Origin of the sequence: Pseudomonas sp. B392_1p (assembly GCF_052245235.1) — a bacterium.
Lineage (GTDB): Bacteria > Pseudomonadota > Gammaproteobacteria > Pseudomonadales > Pseudomonadaceae > Serpens > Serpens gallinarum.
In genome coordinates this window covers 336,121-352,741 of sequence record NZ_JBQPXM010000001.1, presented here as the reverse complement: position 1 = coordinate 352,741, position 16,621 = coordinate 336,121, and the positions used below count along the sequence as shown (strand labels likewise).

Below are 16,621 nucleotides of genomic sequence, written 5' to 3'. Positions count from 1 at the left end.
GTTCAGAGGCGTTTTATGCGTTGCTGCAAACGCTTCAGCCAAGGCAGGCGCGCCACGTACAGATTGGCCAAGGCATGCCCGCTACTGATGGTCAGATTGCACAATGTGCGGCGTTCCAGATACAGCCGATTGAGCAGCTCGTTATCCGGTGCCGAGCAGGAATCCAGCCAGCGCAGGCCGCGGGCCTGGCGGGCATGGGCTCGACAGATATTTTCCAGCTCCAGCAGCACACCGGGCGCATAGCGCGCATAGGCTTCGTCATAAGCCGATTTGAAAGCGAAGGACCCTGGCGAAGCGATAAGATCACACACCATGGCCACCGGCCGGCCATCGAGGGTCATCGACAGCATGGCCAACTGCCCGCGATGATGAGCCTCATGGGCGATCTCCTCGAAGAAACGCCGGCAGCTTGAGCGGCTACCCAATGCGGTTTGTTCCTTGCCTTTCCAGCCCTGGAGTTCCAGCTCGACGAACGCATCGAGCCAGGATTGCAGGTTCGCATCCCCCGGCTGTAATTCGTGGATTTGCAGATTGCCTCGCTCCGCCAGACGCTCGCGTAGACGGCGGTACTCCTTGCGCTTTTTACTTGGCAGAGCACGTTGCAGATAATCCTCAGGATCATCGCCATGCACCAACAGCGCGCGCTGTACCAGGGACGTCTGCTGAAAGCGCATGCCGCGCAGCGGCAACTGTCGGCGCAACGCCTGTACCCATGCACTATCAGCGGTTACGGTGTTCAGCATAAGCAGCGGATAACGATAACGATGGCTCCGCAGCCAAAGGGCGAAGCTGCAGGCCACGTCAACCTCACGCCCACTTTTTAGCCAGGGGGCGGTAGAAAAACAGTACCGATGCCGCAGGTTTTGCAGGCCGAAAATCGGCAGGTAGTGGCAGGCACGCTTGACCAGTAACGGCAGAACGCCATCCAGATCGCTGCCACCTTCACGCACAAAAAATAACAACTTGATTGTCTTGTCCCGGCACAAATGTTCCAGCGCCGGACGCAGGGCCCAGGGAGCGTAAAACACATTGGCCTCGGAGGGGTTTTCCGCCAACCGCTCCCAGCGCTCAAGAAAAGGTTCGGCCTGTGAAAATGATGAGACTTCGACGACACGGTGACTGACCGCTGTGGAGAGCGGCATGGCTGCAGAAAGTGAAGCGAGGTTATCCATGTGTGCATCCCTGCAAAAACCAAAGCGGAAGCTGCCCAAGGGGACAGAAGAGTGAGTCGGCCCCGGTTCGCTTGATGACATGCCTGTCACCGGCCTAACCACTCCTTTGGTTAGGGGGCGCTCGATGCTGTTGCGAACTTTAGCCGAAGAAACAAACCCGACCCGGCAAACGGACCAATGCCCGCCTACTCTTGGCCATCAATATGTTTCTTGCTTTGTCAGTGCGCCAGCCTTGGCAAAGCCTGCTATACATCCCTGCAGTCAATGCGGCAGCAGGACGTCGCCGCACTGGTAAAAACCCCGCCAAGTGCGCCCTGGTGCGCGATTCGTCTTACCTTTCAGCCTGAGCGACTCGGTCATGGATTACCGCTTCCAATGGTGTCATTCCCTTTCCGCCACCGAATTTCCACTGCATGCCTACAACCAACTGTGCAACCGGCTGCCGCATTGCACCCCGTTCAATCACATCGGTTGGCTGATTGCCGCCGAACAAGCCCTGGAGCCGAATCAGCAACTGCTTATTTTGCTGGCTTGGGAGGGTGATCAGCTGCGTCTGTGCCTCCCGCTGATGCAAATGCGCGACGCACGATTTGGCTTTTCCTGGCGCGTACTGCGCCACCTTGGCTATCCGCTGAGTGACCGCTTGGCACTGGTCTGCCAACTGGATGAAACCGGGCTAACCCGAGCATGGAAGGAAATCGGCCGGCGCCTACCCCATAGCGTCATGCAGCTTAACGAGCTGACCACCGATCAGAACACCCAGCGCAGCATGCAGCATTGGGCACGCCTGAGCTCAAGCCATCATTGTCATTTGAGTTGCCGCGCGCCGTTTCATCGGATTACACCCGAGGATCACAAGGAACCTAACCGTGACCTGCGTTACAAGTTGCGCCGGGCTCGCAAGCGCAGTGACGAACGCGGCGCAGTAATCCGCCGCGTGGTGCCAGACGCCACCAACATCGGTGCTGTGCTGGACAGCCTTGCCGCCGTGGAGCAGGTCAGCTGGAAAGGCCAGGAAGAAGTCGGCATTTTCTCCGGCACGCGCCGCAGCTGGATGATCCAGGCATTTACCGCATTGGCGGCCAATGACCTGGTCCGCGTGGTCATGCTTGAACACGAAGGCCGTTGCATCAGCTACCGACTGGCCCTTTTGCATAACGGTCGCATTTATGACTACAACTTGGCGTTTCTGCCGGAATATGCTGACCTGGGCAGCGGTCGCCTGTTGCTGGATGAGTGGATACGCTGGGGCCTGGAAGAGGGCTGGCAGTGGATCGACGCCTCGCGCGTCAGCCGCAGTGGCTCAACCCACCAGTTGCATGAGCGCATGAGCGGACAGGTCGAACACCTGCGCTGGAGCTTCTATTCCTGGAGTCCTACGGGAATTTTGCTCGGCCTTGGCCATCGCCTGTGGGAGTGGCGCAAGCAACGCCAGGTTGTCCCGGCTTCAGGCTCCGGCAAGTTGCAGGAGGTAAGCCGATGATTGCGCGCGTCATTATCAATGCCGATGATTTCGGCCTCAGTTCTGAAGAAAACCACACCATCATCAGCGCGTTCGCACAAAACCTGATCAGCTCGGCCACTCTGATGGCCAACATGCCCGGTTTTGTCGAGGCCTGTGAGCTGACCCGGCAACATCGCCTACAAGGCAAGATCGGGCTGCATTTCAACCTCACTTATGGTCGCCCGCTGAGCCAGCCGATTCAGGCCGAACGGCGAGTGTGCAGCCCGAGTGGCGACTTTGACCTGCAGTTTCGGCAGCATCAGCTGTGGCTGCCAAGGCGCACCCGCCAGGCCATTGAAGAGGAGTTGCGCAGTCAATGGCAGCGCTGCCTGGAGCATGGCGTGCGCCCTAGCCATATCGACTCGCACCAGCATGTGCACAACATCTGGCCAATCGGCGAAGTGGTGGCCCGCTTTGCTCGCCGCCAGGGCGTGCCGCTGCGCCTGGCACGCAATTTGGGCCGCAACCTGACCTTGCCCAAGCGCGTCTACAAGCGCTTGCTCAACTGGCGACTGCGCACGCTTGGCCACGCCAGCGCCGACCATGTGTGCACACCGCTGGACTTGCACCACGGCGCGTTGCCCAGCGGCGGGATTCTTGAGGTCATCGCGCATCCCAGTCGTCTGGACGACGATTTCGGCGATGCCTACCTGGAGCAGAACCAGTCATTGACCGAACTGCTGGCGCGGCGTCTGGCCAACGTGCCGCGCATCGCCTATTCCGCGCTGCCGGGCGTCGTTCAGTAATCGTCATGCAGACGATGAATTTGTCGGCGCTGCTTCTTGCTCGGCCGCCCCTCGGTGGTGATGCCCAGGGCGCCCGCCTTGCGCAAAGCCGCCGCCTGCTCGCGCTTGGCAATGCTTTCGTCGGTTTCCCGATACAGCGCTTGCGCTTCAGTCGCGCCGCGACGCACCGCGGATAGGGCCAAAATGACCACGGTGCGCTCATCGAAGCCGGTGCGCAGAGTCAATTCATCACCGCATTTAGGCTCCTTGGCAGGCTTGCAGCGTTCGCCGCGGCAATGCACCTTGCCGCCTTCGATCGCCGCCTTGGCCAAGGCACGTGTCTTGAAAAAACGTGCAGCCCAGAGCCATTTATCCAGGCGGATCTTGTCAGTGTCTTTGTCGTTCATCAGTCTCTCTTCCAGGCCCGGTCGGGGATCGTGCCTTCTCAGCGTACAACAGATGCAGTTATTGCCGGGGCGCTCTAGAATGCGCGCCGCGCGGCCCGCTCCGAAGAGCGGCAGCGCCGTCGAGTTCCAACAGACTCACGACGTACGCACAACGGCCCCCCGACTGAAGCTGTTTATCCTTCATATCAACAGTTGCGAGGCGCGCGGCCAGACACCTATAACGGGGAAAGCCCACATTCGGGGAGCGCCCGCCTTGAAAACCTTTGACGACCTGAGCGCGATCGGCCTGCGCGAGTGGATTGCCTTGCCCGAACTGGGGTTGAGCGGCCTGCGTGCCAAAATCGACACGGGCGCCGGAACCTCCGCCCTCCACGCCAGCGATATTGAGCCGTTCCAGCACGAAGGCGAGGACTGGGTTCGCTTCACCGCCCATCTGGGCGCGCTCATGCAGCGCCGTCGGCGGTGCGAAGCACCCTTGGTCGCGGTGAAAAAAATCAAGAGTTCCAACGGCCTGACCCAGCTGCGTTACATGATCCGAACTGATTTGACGCTGGGTGATCGCACCTGGCCGGTGAACTTCACCCTGACCTGCCGCAAGGCCATGCGGTACCGGGTATTGCTCGGCGCCAAGGCGCTGATCGACGGTCAATTGGTCGTCAATCCGGCTCTTTCCTATATCCAGGACAAACCCGTGCTCGCCAACCTTGAAGGTGAATCATGAAGATCGCCATTCTGTCGCGCAACCCGCGCCTGTACTCCACTCGCCGCCTGGTTGAGGCCGGTCAGCAACGCGGCCACGAAGTGGTAGTGATCGATACCCTGCGCGCCTATATGAATATCGCCAGCCACAAGCCGCAGATCCATTATCGCGGCAAGCCGCTGGAAGGCTTCGATGCGGTGATTCCGCGTATTGGCGCCTCGGTGACCTTCTACGGCTGCGCGGTGTTGCGCCAGTTCGAAATGATGGGGGTGTTTCCGCTCAACGAATCGGTGGCGATCAGCCGTTCGCGGGACAAGCTGCGCTCGCTGCAGCTGTTGTCGCGCAAGGGCATCGGCCTGCCGGTCACCGGCTTTGCCCACTCTCCGGACGATGTGCCCGACCTGATCCAGATGGTCAGCGGCGCGCCGCTGGTGATCAAGGTGCTGGAAGGTACTCAGGGTATCGGCGTAGTTTTGTGCGAAACGGAGAAGGCCGCCGAATCGGTGATCGAGGCGTTCATGGGCCTCAAGCAGGACATCATGGTGCAGGAATACATCAAGGAAGCCGGCGGCGCCGACATCCGCTGTTTTGTGGTCGGCGATAAGGTGATTGCGGCGATGAAGCGCCAGGCCAAGCCTGGCGAGTTCCGCTCCAACTTGCATCGCGGAGGCTCTGCTAGCCTGATCAAGATCACCCCCGAGGAGCGCATGACTGCCTTGCGCGCCGCCCGAGTCATGGGCCTGAATGTCGCCGGGGTGGATATCCTGCGCTCCAATCACGGCCCACTGGTCATGGAAGTCAATTCCTCACCCGGCCTGGAAGGCATCGAAACCACCACCGGCAAGGATGTGGCCATTCTGATCATTGAGTATTTGGAAAAGAACGCCGCCCATGGCCTGACGCGCACCCGCGGCAAGGGTTAATTCAACCTTTACGGTTAGGCCGCGTCTCGCGGCAACAACAGCCCCAGCGGCAAGCAGACCCGCGCTTCCAGGCCGCCGCCCTCGCGGTTGCGCAACTCGACGCTGCCGCCATGCAGCGCCGCGATGCGCTTGACGATTGCCAGGCCCAGCCCGGTGCCGGTACCGCCACGGGCACGATCGCCACGTATAAAGGGATTGAAGATTTCCTGCAGCTCCGACTCCGCCAACCCGGCGCCCCGATCCAGCACGCTGAGCACCACATAAGGCGCGCCCTGATCACCGGCCACGCTGGCAGCCACCTCGACCTCGCCACCGCCATAGCGCAGGGCATTTTCGATCAGATTCACCAGCAGGCGCTTGATCGAGATGCGCCGCAAGGGCATTGGCGGAATGTTCTCGAGATGCAGAAATACCCGCTCGTGCTGCTGGTTGTACGGCACCGCCACATCCCGCACCAATGCGCCGAGGTCCAGGGCCTCCACCGGCTCGTCGCGGCCATCGCGGATGAACGCCAGGAACTGATCGAGAATTGCATCCATGTCCTCAATGTCGCGGATCATGTCCTCGGTCAGCTCGGCATCGCTTGGCAGCAGCTCAAGGGACAGGCGCAAGCGCGTCAGCGGCGTGCGCAGGTCATGGGACACGCCGGCCAGCATCAGCTCGCGCTCGCGGGCGGCCTGTTCGACGTCCTCGGCCATCTGGTTGAAGGCCCCGTAAACTTCCGTCAGTTCGCTCGGGGTCTGGCTCACCGGCAGGCGCACGCTGCGCCCCAGGCCCAGTTGCCGTGTAGCCAGAACCAGGCGATTGAGCGGCGCATTGAGCATACGCACGAAAATCCAGGCCGCCGCGGTGGACAGCAAACCAATGCCGAGGAACCAGCCGAGCACGCTCCAGATGCGCTGGCCGCGCAAGGGGTAGGGGTACATTGGTACACGCAGCCAGTCATCGCCAAGGCTCGGCGCATATACCCACAGCGCGGGGGAATTCAGTGCGCGCAGGCGCACCTCGGTTTCCGGCCCCAGTTCATCCTGCATCTGCCGGGCGAAGATATCGCTGTAGGGCCAGTGGTACTCACCCGAGGGCACCCGCTCGCGCGCCTCGACGCGCAGCCCGGCCGCCTCGGCAATGCGCGGACGGTCTTCTTCGGGCGCCGCCCAATAGGCGCGCACGGTGAGTGCTGCGCCGTGACTGTATTGACGATCGAACAGCACGTCCTCGTTCATCATCAGGTACACCAGGGTCAGCACCTTGGAGAACAGCACGACGATGAGCACCATCCACAAGGTGCGGGCGAAGAAGCTTTGCGGGAACCAGAACGGGGTCTTCATAATTAAAAGCCGAAATAAAGCGCTGGAGGCTGAAAAGCTGGACGAAAAAGCGTAAAGCCTCCAGCTTTAAGCGCTTTATCGGCCTTCAGCCCTTATTCCCATCCGGTACGAACACATAACCCACGCCCCACACCGTCTGGATATAGCGCGGCTTGGACGGGTCCGGCTCGATCAATCGGCGCAGGCGCGAAATCTGCACATCGATGGAGCGCTCCAGGGCGTCCCATTCGCGGCCTCGCGCCAGGTTCATCAGCTTGTCGCGGGTCAACGGCTCGCGGGCATGCTGGACCAGCGCCTTGAGCACGGCGAACTCACCGGTGGTGAGCATCTGTACCTGATCGCCCTTTTTCAGCTCACGGGTCGCCAGGGACAGCTCATAGTCGCCAAAACTCACCGTTTCGTCCTCGCTACCCGGCGCGCCGGGTACCAGGGGCGCCTGACGACGCAGCACCGCCTTGATGCGCGCCAGCAGTTCGCGAGGATTGAACGGCTTGGCCAGGTAATCGTCGGCGCCTCCTTCCAGGCCCTGGATCCGGCTGCCCTCGTCGCCCTTGGCGGTGAGCATGATGATCGGCACCTGGTTATTACCCTCGCGCAGCCGGCGGCAAGCGGACAGGCCATCCTCGCCAGGCAGCATCAAGTCGAGCACCACCAGGTTGAACAGTTCGCGGGCCAGCAGACGGTCCATCTGCTCGACGTTTTCCACGGTACGCACCCGGTAGCCCTGCTCATCGAGGAAACGCTCAAGCAAGCGCCGCAGGCGCGCATCGTCGTCGACCACCAGGATCTTTTCGCCTTCGCTGAGTGATGCACTGCTGGTCATGGAAACTCCCCGAAAAATGATGTCGCGCATTATCGCGCAGCGACCTTTTATACACTGCCAGGCATTGTTAGCAGATTTTTCGGCCAGCGCCCTGCGCCAATCCGACCGCCAAGCGTTACCCGCGGTACGTGAAGCTTGCCGCTGGCCGCCTGGCGCTGCTTTAATCCCGCCCTTTCGCGCAGGCTCGGCCTGCATGGCTCGACTGACCCAGGTAACCACATGGACAGCATCAATTCCCGCATCGCCAACGAACTGGGCGTGCGCCCCCAGCAGGTGGCCGCCGCCGTGGCGCTGCTCGACGAAGGTTCCACCGTGCCTTTCATTGCCCGCTACCGCAAGGAAGTCACCGGCAGCCTGGACGATACCCAACTGCGCACGCTGGAAGAGCGCCTGCGCTACCTGCGTGAACTGAACGAGCGCCGCGCGGCGATCCTGGCCAGCATCGAGGAGCAGGGCAAGCTGACGCCGGAACTGGCCCGTGAGATCAACCTGGCCGACACCAAGACTCGCCTCGAAGACCTCTACCTGCCCTATAAGCAGAAGCGCCGCACCAAGGGCCAGATCGCTCTGGAAGCCGGTCTTGGCGATCTGGCCGACGCGCTGTTCGGCGACCCGACGCTGAATCCCGAGAGCGAAGCCGAACGTTTCGTCGATGCGGAAAAGGGCTTTGCCGACGTCAAGGCTGTGCTCGAAGGCGCGAAATACATTCTCATGGAGCGCTTCGCCGAAGACGCCGACCTGCTCACCAAGCTGCGCGGTTTCATGAAGGACAACGCCACGCTCAGCGCGCGTCTGGTGGCCGGCAAAGAAGCCGAAGGTGCCAAGTTCAGCGACTATTTCGAGCACGATGAAGTGCTCAAGAACACCCCCTCGCACCGCGCCCTGGCGATTTTCCGCGGCCGTAACGAAGGCGTGCTCAGCGTTAGCCTCAAGGTTGGCGACGAAGCGCCGGGCGTCGCTACGCCGGGCAGCATGCACCCGGGCGAGGTCATGATCGGCGAGCGCTTTGGCATCACCAACCAAGGCCGCGCCGCTGACAAGTGGCTGGGCGAAGTAGTGCGCTGGACCTGGAAGGTGAAGCTCTACACGCACCTGGAAACCGACCTGCTCGGCGAGTTGCGCGAAGCCGCCGAAGACGAGGCGATCAGTGTGTTCGCCCGCAACCTGCACGATTTGCTGCTCGCCGCGCCGGCCGGCCCCCGCGCCACCCTGGCGCTCGACCCCGGCCTGCGCACCGGTTGCAAGGTCGCCGTGGTGGATGCCACCGGCAAGGTGCTGGACACCGCCACCGTCTACCCGCACGCACCCCGTAACGACTGGGACGGCACTTTGGCGATCCTGGCCAAGCTGTGCGCCCAGCACAACGTCGACCTGATCTCGATCGGCAACGGCACCGCCAGCCGGGAAACCGACAAGCTGGCCGGCGAGCTGATCAAGAAACTGTCGAGCCTGAAACTCACCAAGGTGATGGTCAGCGAGGCCGGCGCCTCGGTGTATTCGGCCTCCGAACTGGCCGCTCGCGAATTCCCCGAGCTGGATGTGTCCCTGCGCGGCGCAGTGTCCATCGCCCGCCGCCTGCAGGACCCACTGGCCGAGCTGGTGAAAATCGAGCCGAAAGCCATCGGCGTCGGCCAATATCAGCACGACGTGTCGCAACTCAAACTGGCGCGCTCGCTGGACGCGGTCGTTGAAGACTGCGTGAACGCCGTGGGCGTTGATGTGAACACCGCCTCGGCCGCGTTGCTGGCACGCATTTCCGGCCTCAACGCGACCCTGGCCAACAACATTGTCCAGTACCGCGACGCTAATGGCGCTTTCAAATCCCGCGCCGAGCTGAAAAAGGTGCCGCGTCTGGGCGATAAGACCTTCGAGCTTGCCGCCGGCTTCTTGCGCGTGATGAACGGCGATAACCCGCTGGATGCCTCGGCCGTGCACCCGGAAACCTACCCGCTGGTGACCCGCATAGCCGCCGACACCGGCCGCGATATCCGCACGCTGATCGGCGATTCGAGCTTCCTGAAGAAGCTTGACCCCGCCAAATTCACGGACGAAACCTTCGGCCTGCCGACGGTGACCGACATCCTCAAGGAATTGGACAAGCCCGGCCGCGACCCGCGCCCGGAGTTCAAGACCGCCGAATTCCAGGACGGCGTCGAGACGCTCAAGGACCTGGTGCCGGGCATGGTGCTGGAAGGCGTGGTGACCAACGTCACCAACTTCGGCGCCTTCGTCGACATCGGCGTGCATCAGGACGGCCTGGTGCACATCAGCGCGCTGTCGGAGAAGTTCGTCAAAGACCCCTATGAGGTGGTCAAGGCCGGTGACATCGTCAAGGTCAAGGTCATGGAAGTGGACATCCCGCGCGCCCGCGTCGGCCTGTCCATGCGCATGTCCGACACGCCTGGCGAGAAGGCGGAAGGCGCACGCAGTGGCGGCGGCAAGCCACGCGGCAACTCGCCGCGCAGCGAGCGTCACTCCAGCCAGGACAAACCCGCACCGGCCAACCCCGGCATGGCCGCGCTGTTCGCCAATGCCAAGAGCCTGAGGAAGTAATCGTGAACGTGCAAGAAGAAGCCATCGGTAAAAGCAGCGCCTTCGGGCGCCTGCTCGGCCTGGAAATCATCAAAGCGGAAAAGGGCGAGGCGCTGCTGCGCCTGAGCATGCATGACGGCCTGCGCAACCTGCATGGCAAGCTGCACGGCGGCGCACTGTTTTCGCTGATCGACACGGCCATGGGCCAGGCCAGCCACAGTCTGTTCGACGGCGCCCCAGGCAGCGTGACGCTGGAGTGCAAGATCAACTACATCCGCCCCGTCTCCGACGGCGATATTCTCTGCCGCGCCTGGGTGGTCCATGCCGGCCGACGCACGCAGGTGATCGAAGCGGAAGTGCACCAGGGTGAAAAACTGGTGGCCAAGGCGCAATCAACATTTGCCTGTCTATAAAAGCGGCCCCTCGCGTAACGCGGGAAGGCTGTTCTTGATCCTGAACCAGGCAGGCCACCCGGCTCGCCTGTTAGGCTGTAGCCTGCATCCCCCTTGTAGTCCGTGTTGTCCAACCCCATATTGGGGCGACTCACGCGCGTAGGAATTCTGAACTTGAGCGATCTTCTCACCCGCCGCCTGGCCTTGCTCGGCGAGCCCGTCCACCTTCCACTGCTCACCCAGACCTTGCACGGCATTGAGCGTGAAGGCCTGCGCGTCGATACCCGCGGGCACCTGGCACAGACCCCGCACCCTGCGGCCCTGGGTTCTGCACTGACCCACGCGCAGATCACCACGGATTATTCCGAAGCCCTGCTGGAGTTCATCACCGGCACCGCCAATGACCCGGCAGACACGCTGCAGGAACTGGAAACGATCCATCGCTTCACCAGCAGCCAGCTCGGCGATGAGCTGCTGTGGAGCCCGTCGATGCCCGGTCCGTTGCCGGACGAAGCGGACATTCCCATCGCACGTTACGGCAGTTCTCATGTCGGCCAACTCAAGTACGTGTACCGCAAGGGCCTGGCTGTGCGGTACGGCAAGACCATGCAGTGCATCGCAGGCATTCATTACAACTTCTCCCTGCCGGAAGCCCTGTGGCCCCTGCTCAAGGCTGTCGAGGGCGACAGCCGCAGCGACCAGGATTATCAGTCGGCGCGTTATATCGGCCTGATTCGTAATTTCCGCCGCTACAGCTGGTTGCTGATGTACCTGTTCGGGGCGTCTCCTGCGCTGGATGCCAGCTTCCTGCGCGGCCGTTCGCACCAGTTGCAGCAACTGGATGCCGACACCCTGTACCTGCCGTGGGCCACCAGCCTGCGCATGAGCGACCTGGGCTACCAGAGCAATGCCCAGGCCAGTCTGACGCCCTGCTACAACGACCTGTCCAGCTACACCGAAAGCCTGCGCACGGCGGTGTCCACGCCGTACCCGGCTTACGAGGCCATTGGCACTAAACAGAACGGCGAATGGCTGCAGCTGAATACCAATGTGCTGCAGATCGAAAACGAGTATTACTCGAACATTCGTCCTAAGCGCGTCGCGCGCAGCGGCGAGCGCCCACTGCAAGCCTTGTTGGCCCGTGGCATTCAGTACGTCGAGGTGCGCTGCCTGGACATCAATCCCTTCCTGGCGCTGGGGATCGATCTCACTGAGGCCCGTTTCCTGGATACCTTCCTGCTCTACTGCGCCCTGCAGGACAGCCCGCTGCTGGCCGATGGCGAATGCCAACGCTGCACCAGCAACTTCCTGAAAACCGTCAAAGAAGGCCGCCGTCCGCAGCTACACCTGCAGCGCGGCGAGGAACAGGTGCCGCTAACCCGCTGGGCTGCCGAACTGCTCGATGCCTTGGAGCCTGTCGCCACGCTGCTTGACCAGGCCCATGGCGAGCCGGTGCACCAGGCTGCCTTGCAGGCCCAACGCGCCAAGGTCGATAACGTTGAACTCACGCCCTCCGCTCAGGTACTTGCCAGCTTGCGCGAACGCGGTGAATCGTACACGGCGTTCGCTCTGCGCCAGAGCCGTGAGCATGCCCGCTATTTTCGCGCGCACCCGCTGGAGGCCAGCGAACAGCAGCAATTCGAAGCGCTGGCCCGCCGTTCGCTGGACGAACAGGCGCAGCTTGAGCGTGAGAACGACAACGATTTTGACGCCTACGTCGCCGCCTACCAGGCGAGCCTGCTGAACCTGGTGGTCTGACAGCCGCAGGACTGCCGGGGGATCGTGCAACGCGATTTACCCGGCGAGTCCTGAGTCACCCCCTCGGCCGCCGGCTTGCACCTGAAACACTGCAAAACTTCCTCGCGGTCTCACCTGCTTGGTCCCTCGCGGCCGTGCGCGAAACGGGAACAGACCCTAGTCTTATTCAGTATCTGTACACGATCCGTATCGGCAGAGGACTGCATCAATGGCGACCACCACCCTGGGTGTGAAGCTCGACGAAACCACCCGCGAGCGCCTGAAAAACGCCGCCCAGCAACTCGACCGCACCCCGCACTGGCTGATCAAGCAGGCGATCTATAGCTATCTGGAACATCTGGAAAGCGGCACTCGGCCGAACGAATTAGCGGGGCATGCAAGCAGCCCGACTCAAGAGGCTGCCGACGATGAACCGCTGGACGAACCCGTCCATCAGCCGTTCATCGAATTTGCCGAAAGCATTCTGCCGCAGTCCGTGCTGCGCGCGGCGATCACTGCTGCCTACCGGCGTCCCGAGCCGGAAGTGGTGCCGATGCTGCTGGAGCAAGCCCGCCTGCCGGCGGAAACTGCCGTCGCGGCCAACAAGCTGGCCTACCGCCTGACCGAAAACCTGCGCAACCAGAAGACCACCATCGGCCGAGCCGGGCTGGTGCAGGGGCTGTTGCAGGAGTTTTCGCTGTCGTCCCAGGAAGGCGTGGCACTGATGTGCCTGGCCGAAGCCTTGCTGCGCATTCCTGACCGGGGCACCCGTGATGCACTGATCCGCGACAAGATCAGCACCGGCAATTGGCAGCAGCACCTGGGTCAGAGCCCGTCGATGTTCGTCAATGCTGCCTCGTGGGGATTGCTGTTTACGGGCCGGCTGGTGGCCACCCATACGGAAACCGGGCTATCCAGCTCCCTCAACCGACTGATCGGCAAGGGCGGCGAACCGCTGATTCGCAAGGGCGTGGACATGGCTATGCGCATGATGGGCGAGCAGTTCGTCACCGGCGAAACCATCGGCGAGGCGCTGGCCAATGCCGCCAAATTGGAAGCCAAGGGCTTTCGCTATTCCTATGACATGCTTGGCGAGGCGGCGCTGACAGATGAGGATGCACAGCGCTACCTGATCTCCTACGAGCAAGCCATCCATGCCATCGGCAAGGCGTCCCACGGACGCGGCATCTACGAAGGGCCGGGCATCTCCATCAAGCTCTCCGCGCTGCACCCACGCTACAGCCGCGCGCAGTACGAGCGCATGCTCGACGAGCTGTACCCACGCCTGCTGAGCCTGACCCAACTGGCCCGCCAGTACGATGTGGGCATCAACATCGACGCCGAGGAAGCCGACCGCCTAGAAATTTCCCTCGACCTGCTCGAACGCCTGTGCCACGAACCCTCGCTCAAGGGCTGGAACGGCATCGGCTTCGTCATCCAGGCCTACCAGAAGCGCTGCCCCTACGTGGTCGACTACCTGATCGACCTGGCCCGACGCAGTGGCCACCGGTTGATGATCCGCCTGGTCAAGGGCGCCTACTGGGACAGCGAAATCAAACGCGCCCAGCTCGACGGGCTGGAAGGTTACCCGGTGTTTACCCGCAAGCTGTACACCGACCTGTCCTACATCGCTTGCGCACGCAAACTACTGGCGGTGCCGGATGCGATCTTCCCGCAGTTCGCCACCCACAACGCGCAAACCCTGGCCACCATCTACCAACTGGCCGGGCAGAATTACTACCCCGGCCAATACGAGTTCCAGTGCCTGCACGGCATGGGCGAGCCGCTTTATGAGCAGGTGGTCGGTAAAACCGCCGACGGCAAGCTGAATCGCCCGTGCCGCATCTACGCACCGGTCGGCACCCACGAAACGCTGCTCGCCTACCTGGTGCGTCGCTTGCTGGAGAACGGCGCCAACACCTCGTTCGTCAACCGCATCGCCGACCACTCCATCTCGATCCAGGAACTGGTGGAAGACCCGGTCGCCAGCGCCGAGACCATCGCCCACTCCGAAGGCGCTCTAGGCCTGCCCCATCCCCGTATACCCTTGCCACACGAGCTCTACGGCAAGACGCGCGTCAATTCGCAGGGTATCGACCTGAGTAATGAACATCGCCTTGGCTCGCTGTCCAGCGCCCTGCTGGCCGGCAGCCATGTCAGCTGGCAGGCACGCCCGCTGCTGGGCTGCCCGGTCGAAGAAAGCATCAGCGAAGCGGTTATCAACCCGGCAGAGCACCACGACCAGGTCGGCCAGGTGCAGAACGCCACGCTGCGCGATGTGGGCAATGCCCTGCAAGCCTCATTGCAGGCCGCGCCGCTCTGGCAGGCAACGCCACCGACCGAGCGGGCTGCCGTGCTGGAGCAGGCCGCCAACCTGCTCGAAGATGACATCCAGTCCCTGATGGGCCTGCTGGTCCGTGAGGCCGGCAAGACGTTTGCCAACGCCATCGGCGAAGTGCGCGAAGCCGCCGACTTCCTGCGCTACTACGCCGCCCAGGTGCGCGCCGACTTCAGCAACGACACCCACCGCCCACTGGGTCCGGTGGTGTGCATCAGCCCATGGAACTTTCCCCTGGCGATCTTCACCGGCCAGATTGCCGCTGCCCTGGCCGCCGGCAACACCGTATTGGCGAAGCCGGCTGAACAGACCCCGCTGATCGCTGCCCAGGCGGTGCGCATCCTGCACGAGGCCGGCGTACCGGCAGGCGTGTTGCAACTGCTGCCAGGCAGCGGCGAGGAGATCGGCGATGCGCTGGTGCGCGACGAGCGCGTCAAGGGCGTGATTTTCACCGGCTCCACCGACGTTGCTCGGATGATTGCCGGCAACCTGGCCGGCCGCCTCGATGCCCAGGGCCGACCCGTGCCGCTGATCGCCGAAACCGGCGGGCAGAACGCAATGATCGTCGACTCCTCGGCCCTGGTCGAACAGGTGGTCAACGACGTGGTAATTTCCGCCTTCGACAGTGCCGGACAGCGCTGCTCGGCGCTGCGCGTACTCTGCGTACAGGAAGATGTCGCCGAACGCGTGCTGACAATGTTGCGTGGCGCCATGGCCGAATACCGTCTGGGCAATCCAGATAACCTCAGCGTGGACATCGGCCCGGTGATCGACGCCGAGGCCAGGAACAATCTTGAACAACACATCCAGGCGATGCGTGACAAAGGCCACAGCGTCTATCAGGTCGCGCGCCGGCCCGGAGAAAGCCTGCAACGCGGCACCTTCTTGCTACCGACCCTGATCGAGCTGGACAGCCTCGCCGAGCTCAAGCGAGAAGTGTTCGGCCCGGTATTGCACGTCCTGCGCTACCGTCGTGAGGAGCTGGATAAACTCATCGAGCACATCAACGCCACCGGCTATGGCCTGACCTTTGGTGTGCACACGCGCATCGACGAGACCATCGCCCAGGTGGTCGATCAGGCCCAGGCCGGCAACCTGTACGTCAACCGCAACATGATCGGCGCTGTGGTCGGTGTGCAGCCGTTCGGCGGCGAAGGGCTGTCCGGCACCGGGCCAAAGGCAGGCGGACCGCTGTATCTGCACCGCCTGCTGTCGAGCCGGCCTGACGATGCCGTGAATCGCACCCTGCAGCGTCTGGATGCGCACACCCCGGCCGATACCGAACTGCGCGACCTGTGGCAGGCCGAACAGGGCCAACCTCTGACGCAACTGCAGGCCTGGGCACGGCAGAATGATCACGCCGAGCTGGCCGAGTTGACCGAACGCTTTGCCAGCGCTTCGCAAAGCGGACTGAGCCGTGTGCTGTCCGGTCCGACCGGCGAACGCAACAGCTACCTGCTGCTGCCGCGTGAACGGGTGTTGTGCCTGACCGACAGCGACACCGACCGCCTCATCCAACTGGCTGCCGTACTGGCGGTCGGCGGACGCGCGCTCTGGCCGGACAGCGAAGCCAGCCGGCAGCTGCGCACCCGCCTGCCCCAGCCAGTGCAGGCACGCATTGAGCTGGTGACTGACTGGACGGCACAAGGCGTGGAATTCGATGCCGTGCTGCACCACGGAGATTCCGATCACTTGCGCAAAGTCTGTCAGCAGATCGCGACCCGAACAGGACCGCTGATTGGCGTGGTGGGCTTGCATCCGGGAGAAATTGAAGTCCCCCTGGAGCGCCTGTTGATCGAACGCTCGCTAAGCGTCAACACCGCAGCGGCCGGAGGAAACGCCAGCCTGATGACCATCGGATGAGAGTTTGAAATAACCCCGACACCACGTAATTGGGCGGCCTCGCCCATTGCACGGTGTCGGGAGAAAAATTCCGGGATACCCGGGCAACCCGCCGTGCATGGCACCTGCGCGGCGGGTACTCGTGACGCTGATTGCATCCAGCCCATTCACCTGGTGCAAGCGACGCCGCTTACAGCA

General features: G+C 62.6%; 12 protein-coding genes. 8 read left to right on the top strand and 4 right to left on the bottom strand.

From position 1 onward, the window contains the following. Nucleotides 1-2 precede the first annotated feature (2 nt). Entirely contained in the window at nt 3-1,172 is a 1,170-nt protein-coding gene (locus ACTV8E_RS01655) for a GNAT family N-acetyltransferase (protein WP_443198256.1), read from the bottom strand. A gap of 358 nt (nt 1,173-1,530) precedes the next feature. On the opposite strand from ACTV8E_RS01655, the gene ACTV8E_RS01650 reads away from it, so the two are divergent. Further along, nucleotides 1,531-2,655 (top strand): GNAT family N-acetyltransferase, encoded by a 1,125-nt coding sequence (locus tag ACTV8E_RS01650; protein ID WP_443198255.1) that lies wholly within the window; start codon nt 1,531-1,533, stop codon nt 2,653-2,655. Next, complete coding sequence (locus ACTV8E_RS01645) at nt 2,652-3,422, top strand: ChbG/HpnK family deacetylase (protein ID WP_443198254.1); 771 nt, start codon at nt 2,652-2,654, stop codon at nt 3,420-3,422. The genes ACTV8E_RS01650 and ACTV8E_RS01645 overlap by 4 nt, the downstream gene beginning before the upstream one ends. Here ACTV8E_RS01645 and ACTV8E_RS01640 read toward each other — a convergent pair. Further along, the gene (locus tag ACTV8E_RS01640; protein ID WP_251835691.1) at nt 3,416-3,808 is read right to left on the bottom strand and encodes an RNA-binding S4 domain-containing protein; all 393 of its coding nucleotides are present in this window, start codon (nt 3,806-3,808) and stop codon (nt 3,416-3,418) included. The two genes, ACTV8E_RS01645 and ACTV8E_RS01640, sit on opposite strands and share 7 nt — an antisense overlap. Before the next feature lie 253 nt (nt 3,809-4,061). Between ACTV8E_RS01640 and rimB the strand changes: the two genes are divergently transcribed. Both rimB and rimK read left to right on the top strand, forming a co-directional pair. Further along, nucleotides 4,062-4,529, top strand: coding sequence for a retropepsin-like aspartic endopeptidase RimB (rimB, locus tag ACTV8E_RS01635; RefSeq protein WP_443198328.1), 468 nt, complete (start codon nt 4,062-4,064; stop codon nt 4,527-4,529). Next, nucleotides 4,526-5,431 (top strand): 30S ribosomal protein S6--L-glutamate ligase, encoded by a 906-nt coding sequence (gene rimK, locus ACTV8E_RS01630; protein ID WP_251835690.1) that lies wholly within the window; start codon nt 4,526-4,528, stop codon nt 5,429-5,431. Before rimB ends, rimK begins: the two co-directional genes overlap by 4 nt. A gap of 14 nt (nt 5,432-5,445) precedes the next feature. Here rimK and ACTV8E_RS01625 read toward each other — a convergent pair whose 3' ends face one another. Both ACTV8E_RS01625 and ompR read right to left on the bottom strand, forming a co-directional pair. Beyond that, a complete protein-coding gene (locus tag ACTV8E_RS01625; protein ID WP_251835689.1) occupies nt 5,446-6,759 on the bottom strand; it encodes an ATP-binding protein in 1,314 nt (437 codons plus the stop codon). 85 nt (nt 6,760-6,844) lie between these two features. Next, nucleotides 6,845-7,582, bottom strand: a complete 738-nt coding sequence (gene ompR, locus ACTV8E_RS01620) for an osmolarity response regulator transcription factor OmpR (protein ID WP_251835688.1) — start codon at nt 7,580-7,582, stop codon at nt 6,845-6,847. 219 nt (nt 7,583-7,801) lie between these two features. Between ompR and ACTV8E_RS01615 the strand changes: the two genes are divergently transcribed. From ACTV8E_RS01615 to putA, 4 genes are all read left to right on the top strand, one after another. Continuing rightward, entirely contained in the window at nt 7,802-10,135 is a 2,334-nt protein-coding gene (locus ACTV8E_RS01615) for a Tex family protein (RefSeq protein WP_443198253.1), read from the top strand. Nucleotides 10,136-10,137: 2 nt separating this feature from the next. Next, nucleotides 10,138-10,527 carry a PaaI family thioesterase gene (locus ACTV8E_RS01610; protein WP_251835686.1) on the top strand — a complete coding sequence of 130 codons (390 nt, stop codon included), beginning with the start codon at nt 10,138-10,140 and terminating at the stop codon, nt 10,525-10,527. Nucleotides 10,528-10,680: 153 nt separating this feature from the next. After that, nucleotides 10,681-12,264: a glutamate--cysteine ligase gene (gene gshA / locus ACTV8E_RS01605; protein ID WP_443198252.1), complete on the top strand. Its 1,584-nt coding sequence runs from the start codon at nt 10,681-10,683 to the stop codon at nt 12,262-12,264. Nucleotides 12,265-12,472: 208 nt separating this feature from the next. Next, complete coding sequence (gene putA, locus ACTV8E_RS01600; protein ID WP_443198251.1) at nt 12,473-16,444, top strand: trifunctional transcriptional regulator/proline dehydrogenase/L-glutamate gamma-semialdehyde dehydrogenase; 3,972 nt, start codon at nt 12,473-12,475, stop codon at nt 16,442-16,444. The last annotated feature ends 177 nt before the right edge of the window (nt 16,445-16,621 follow it).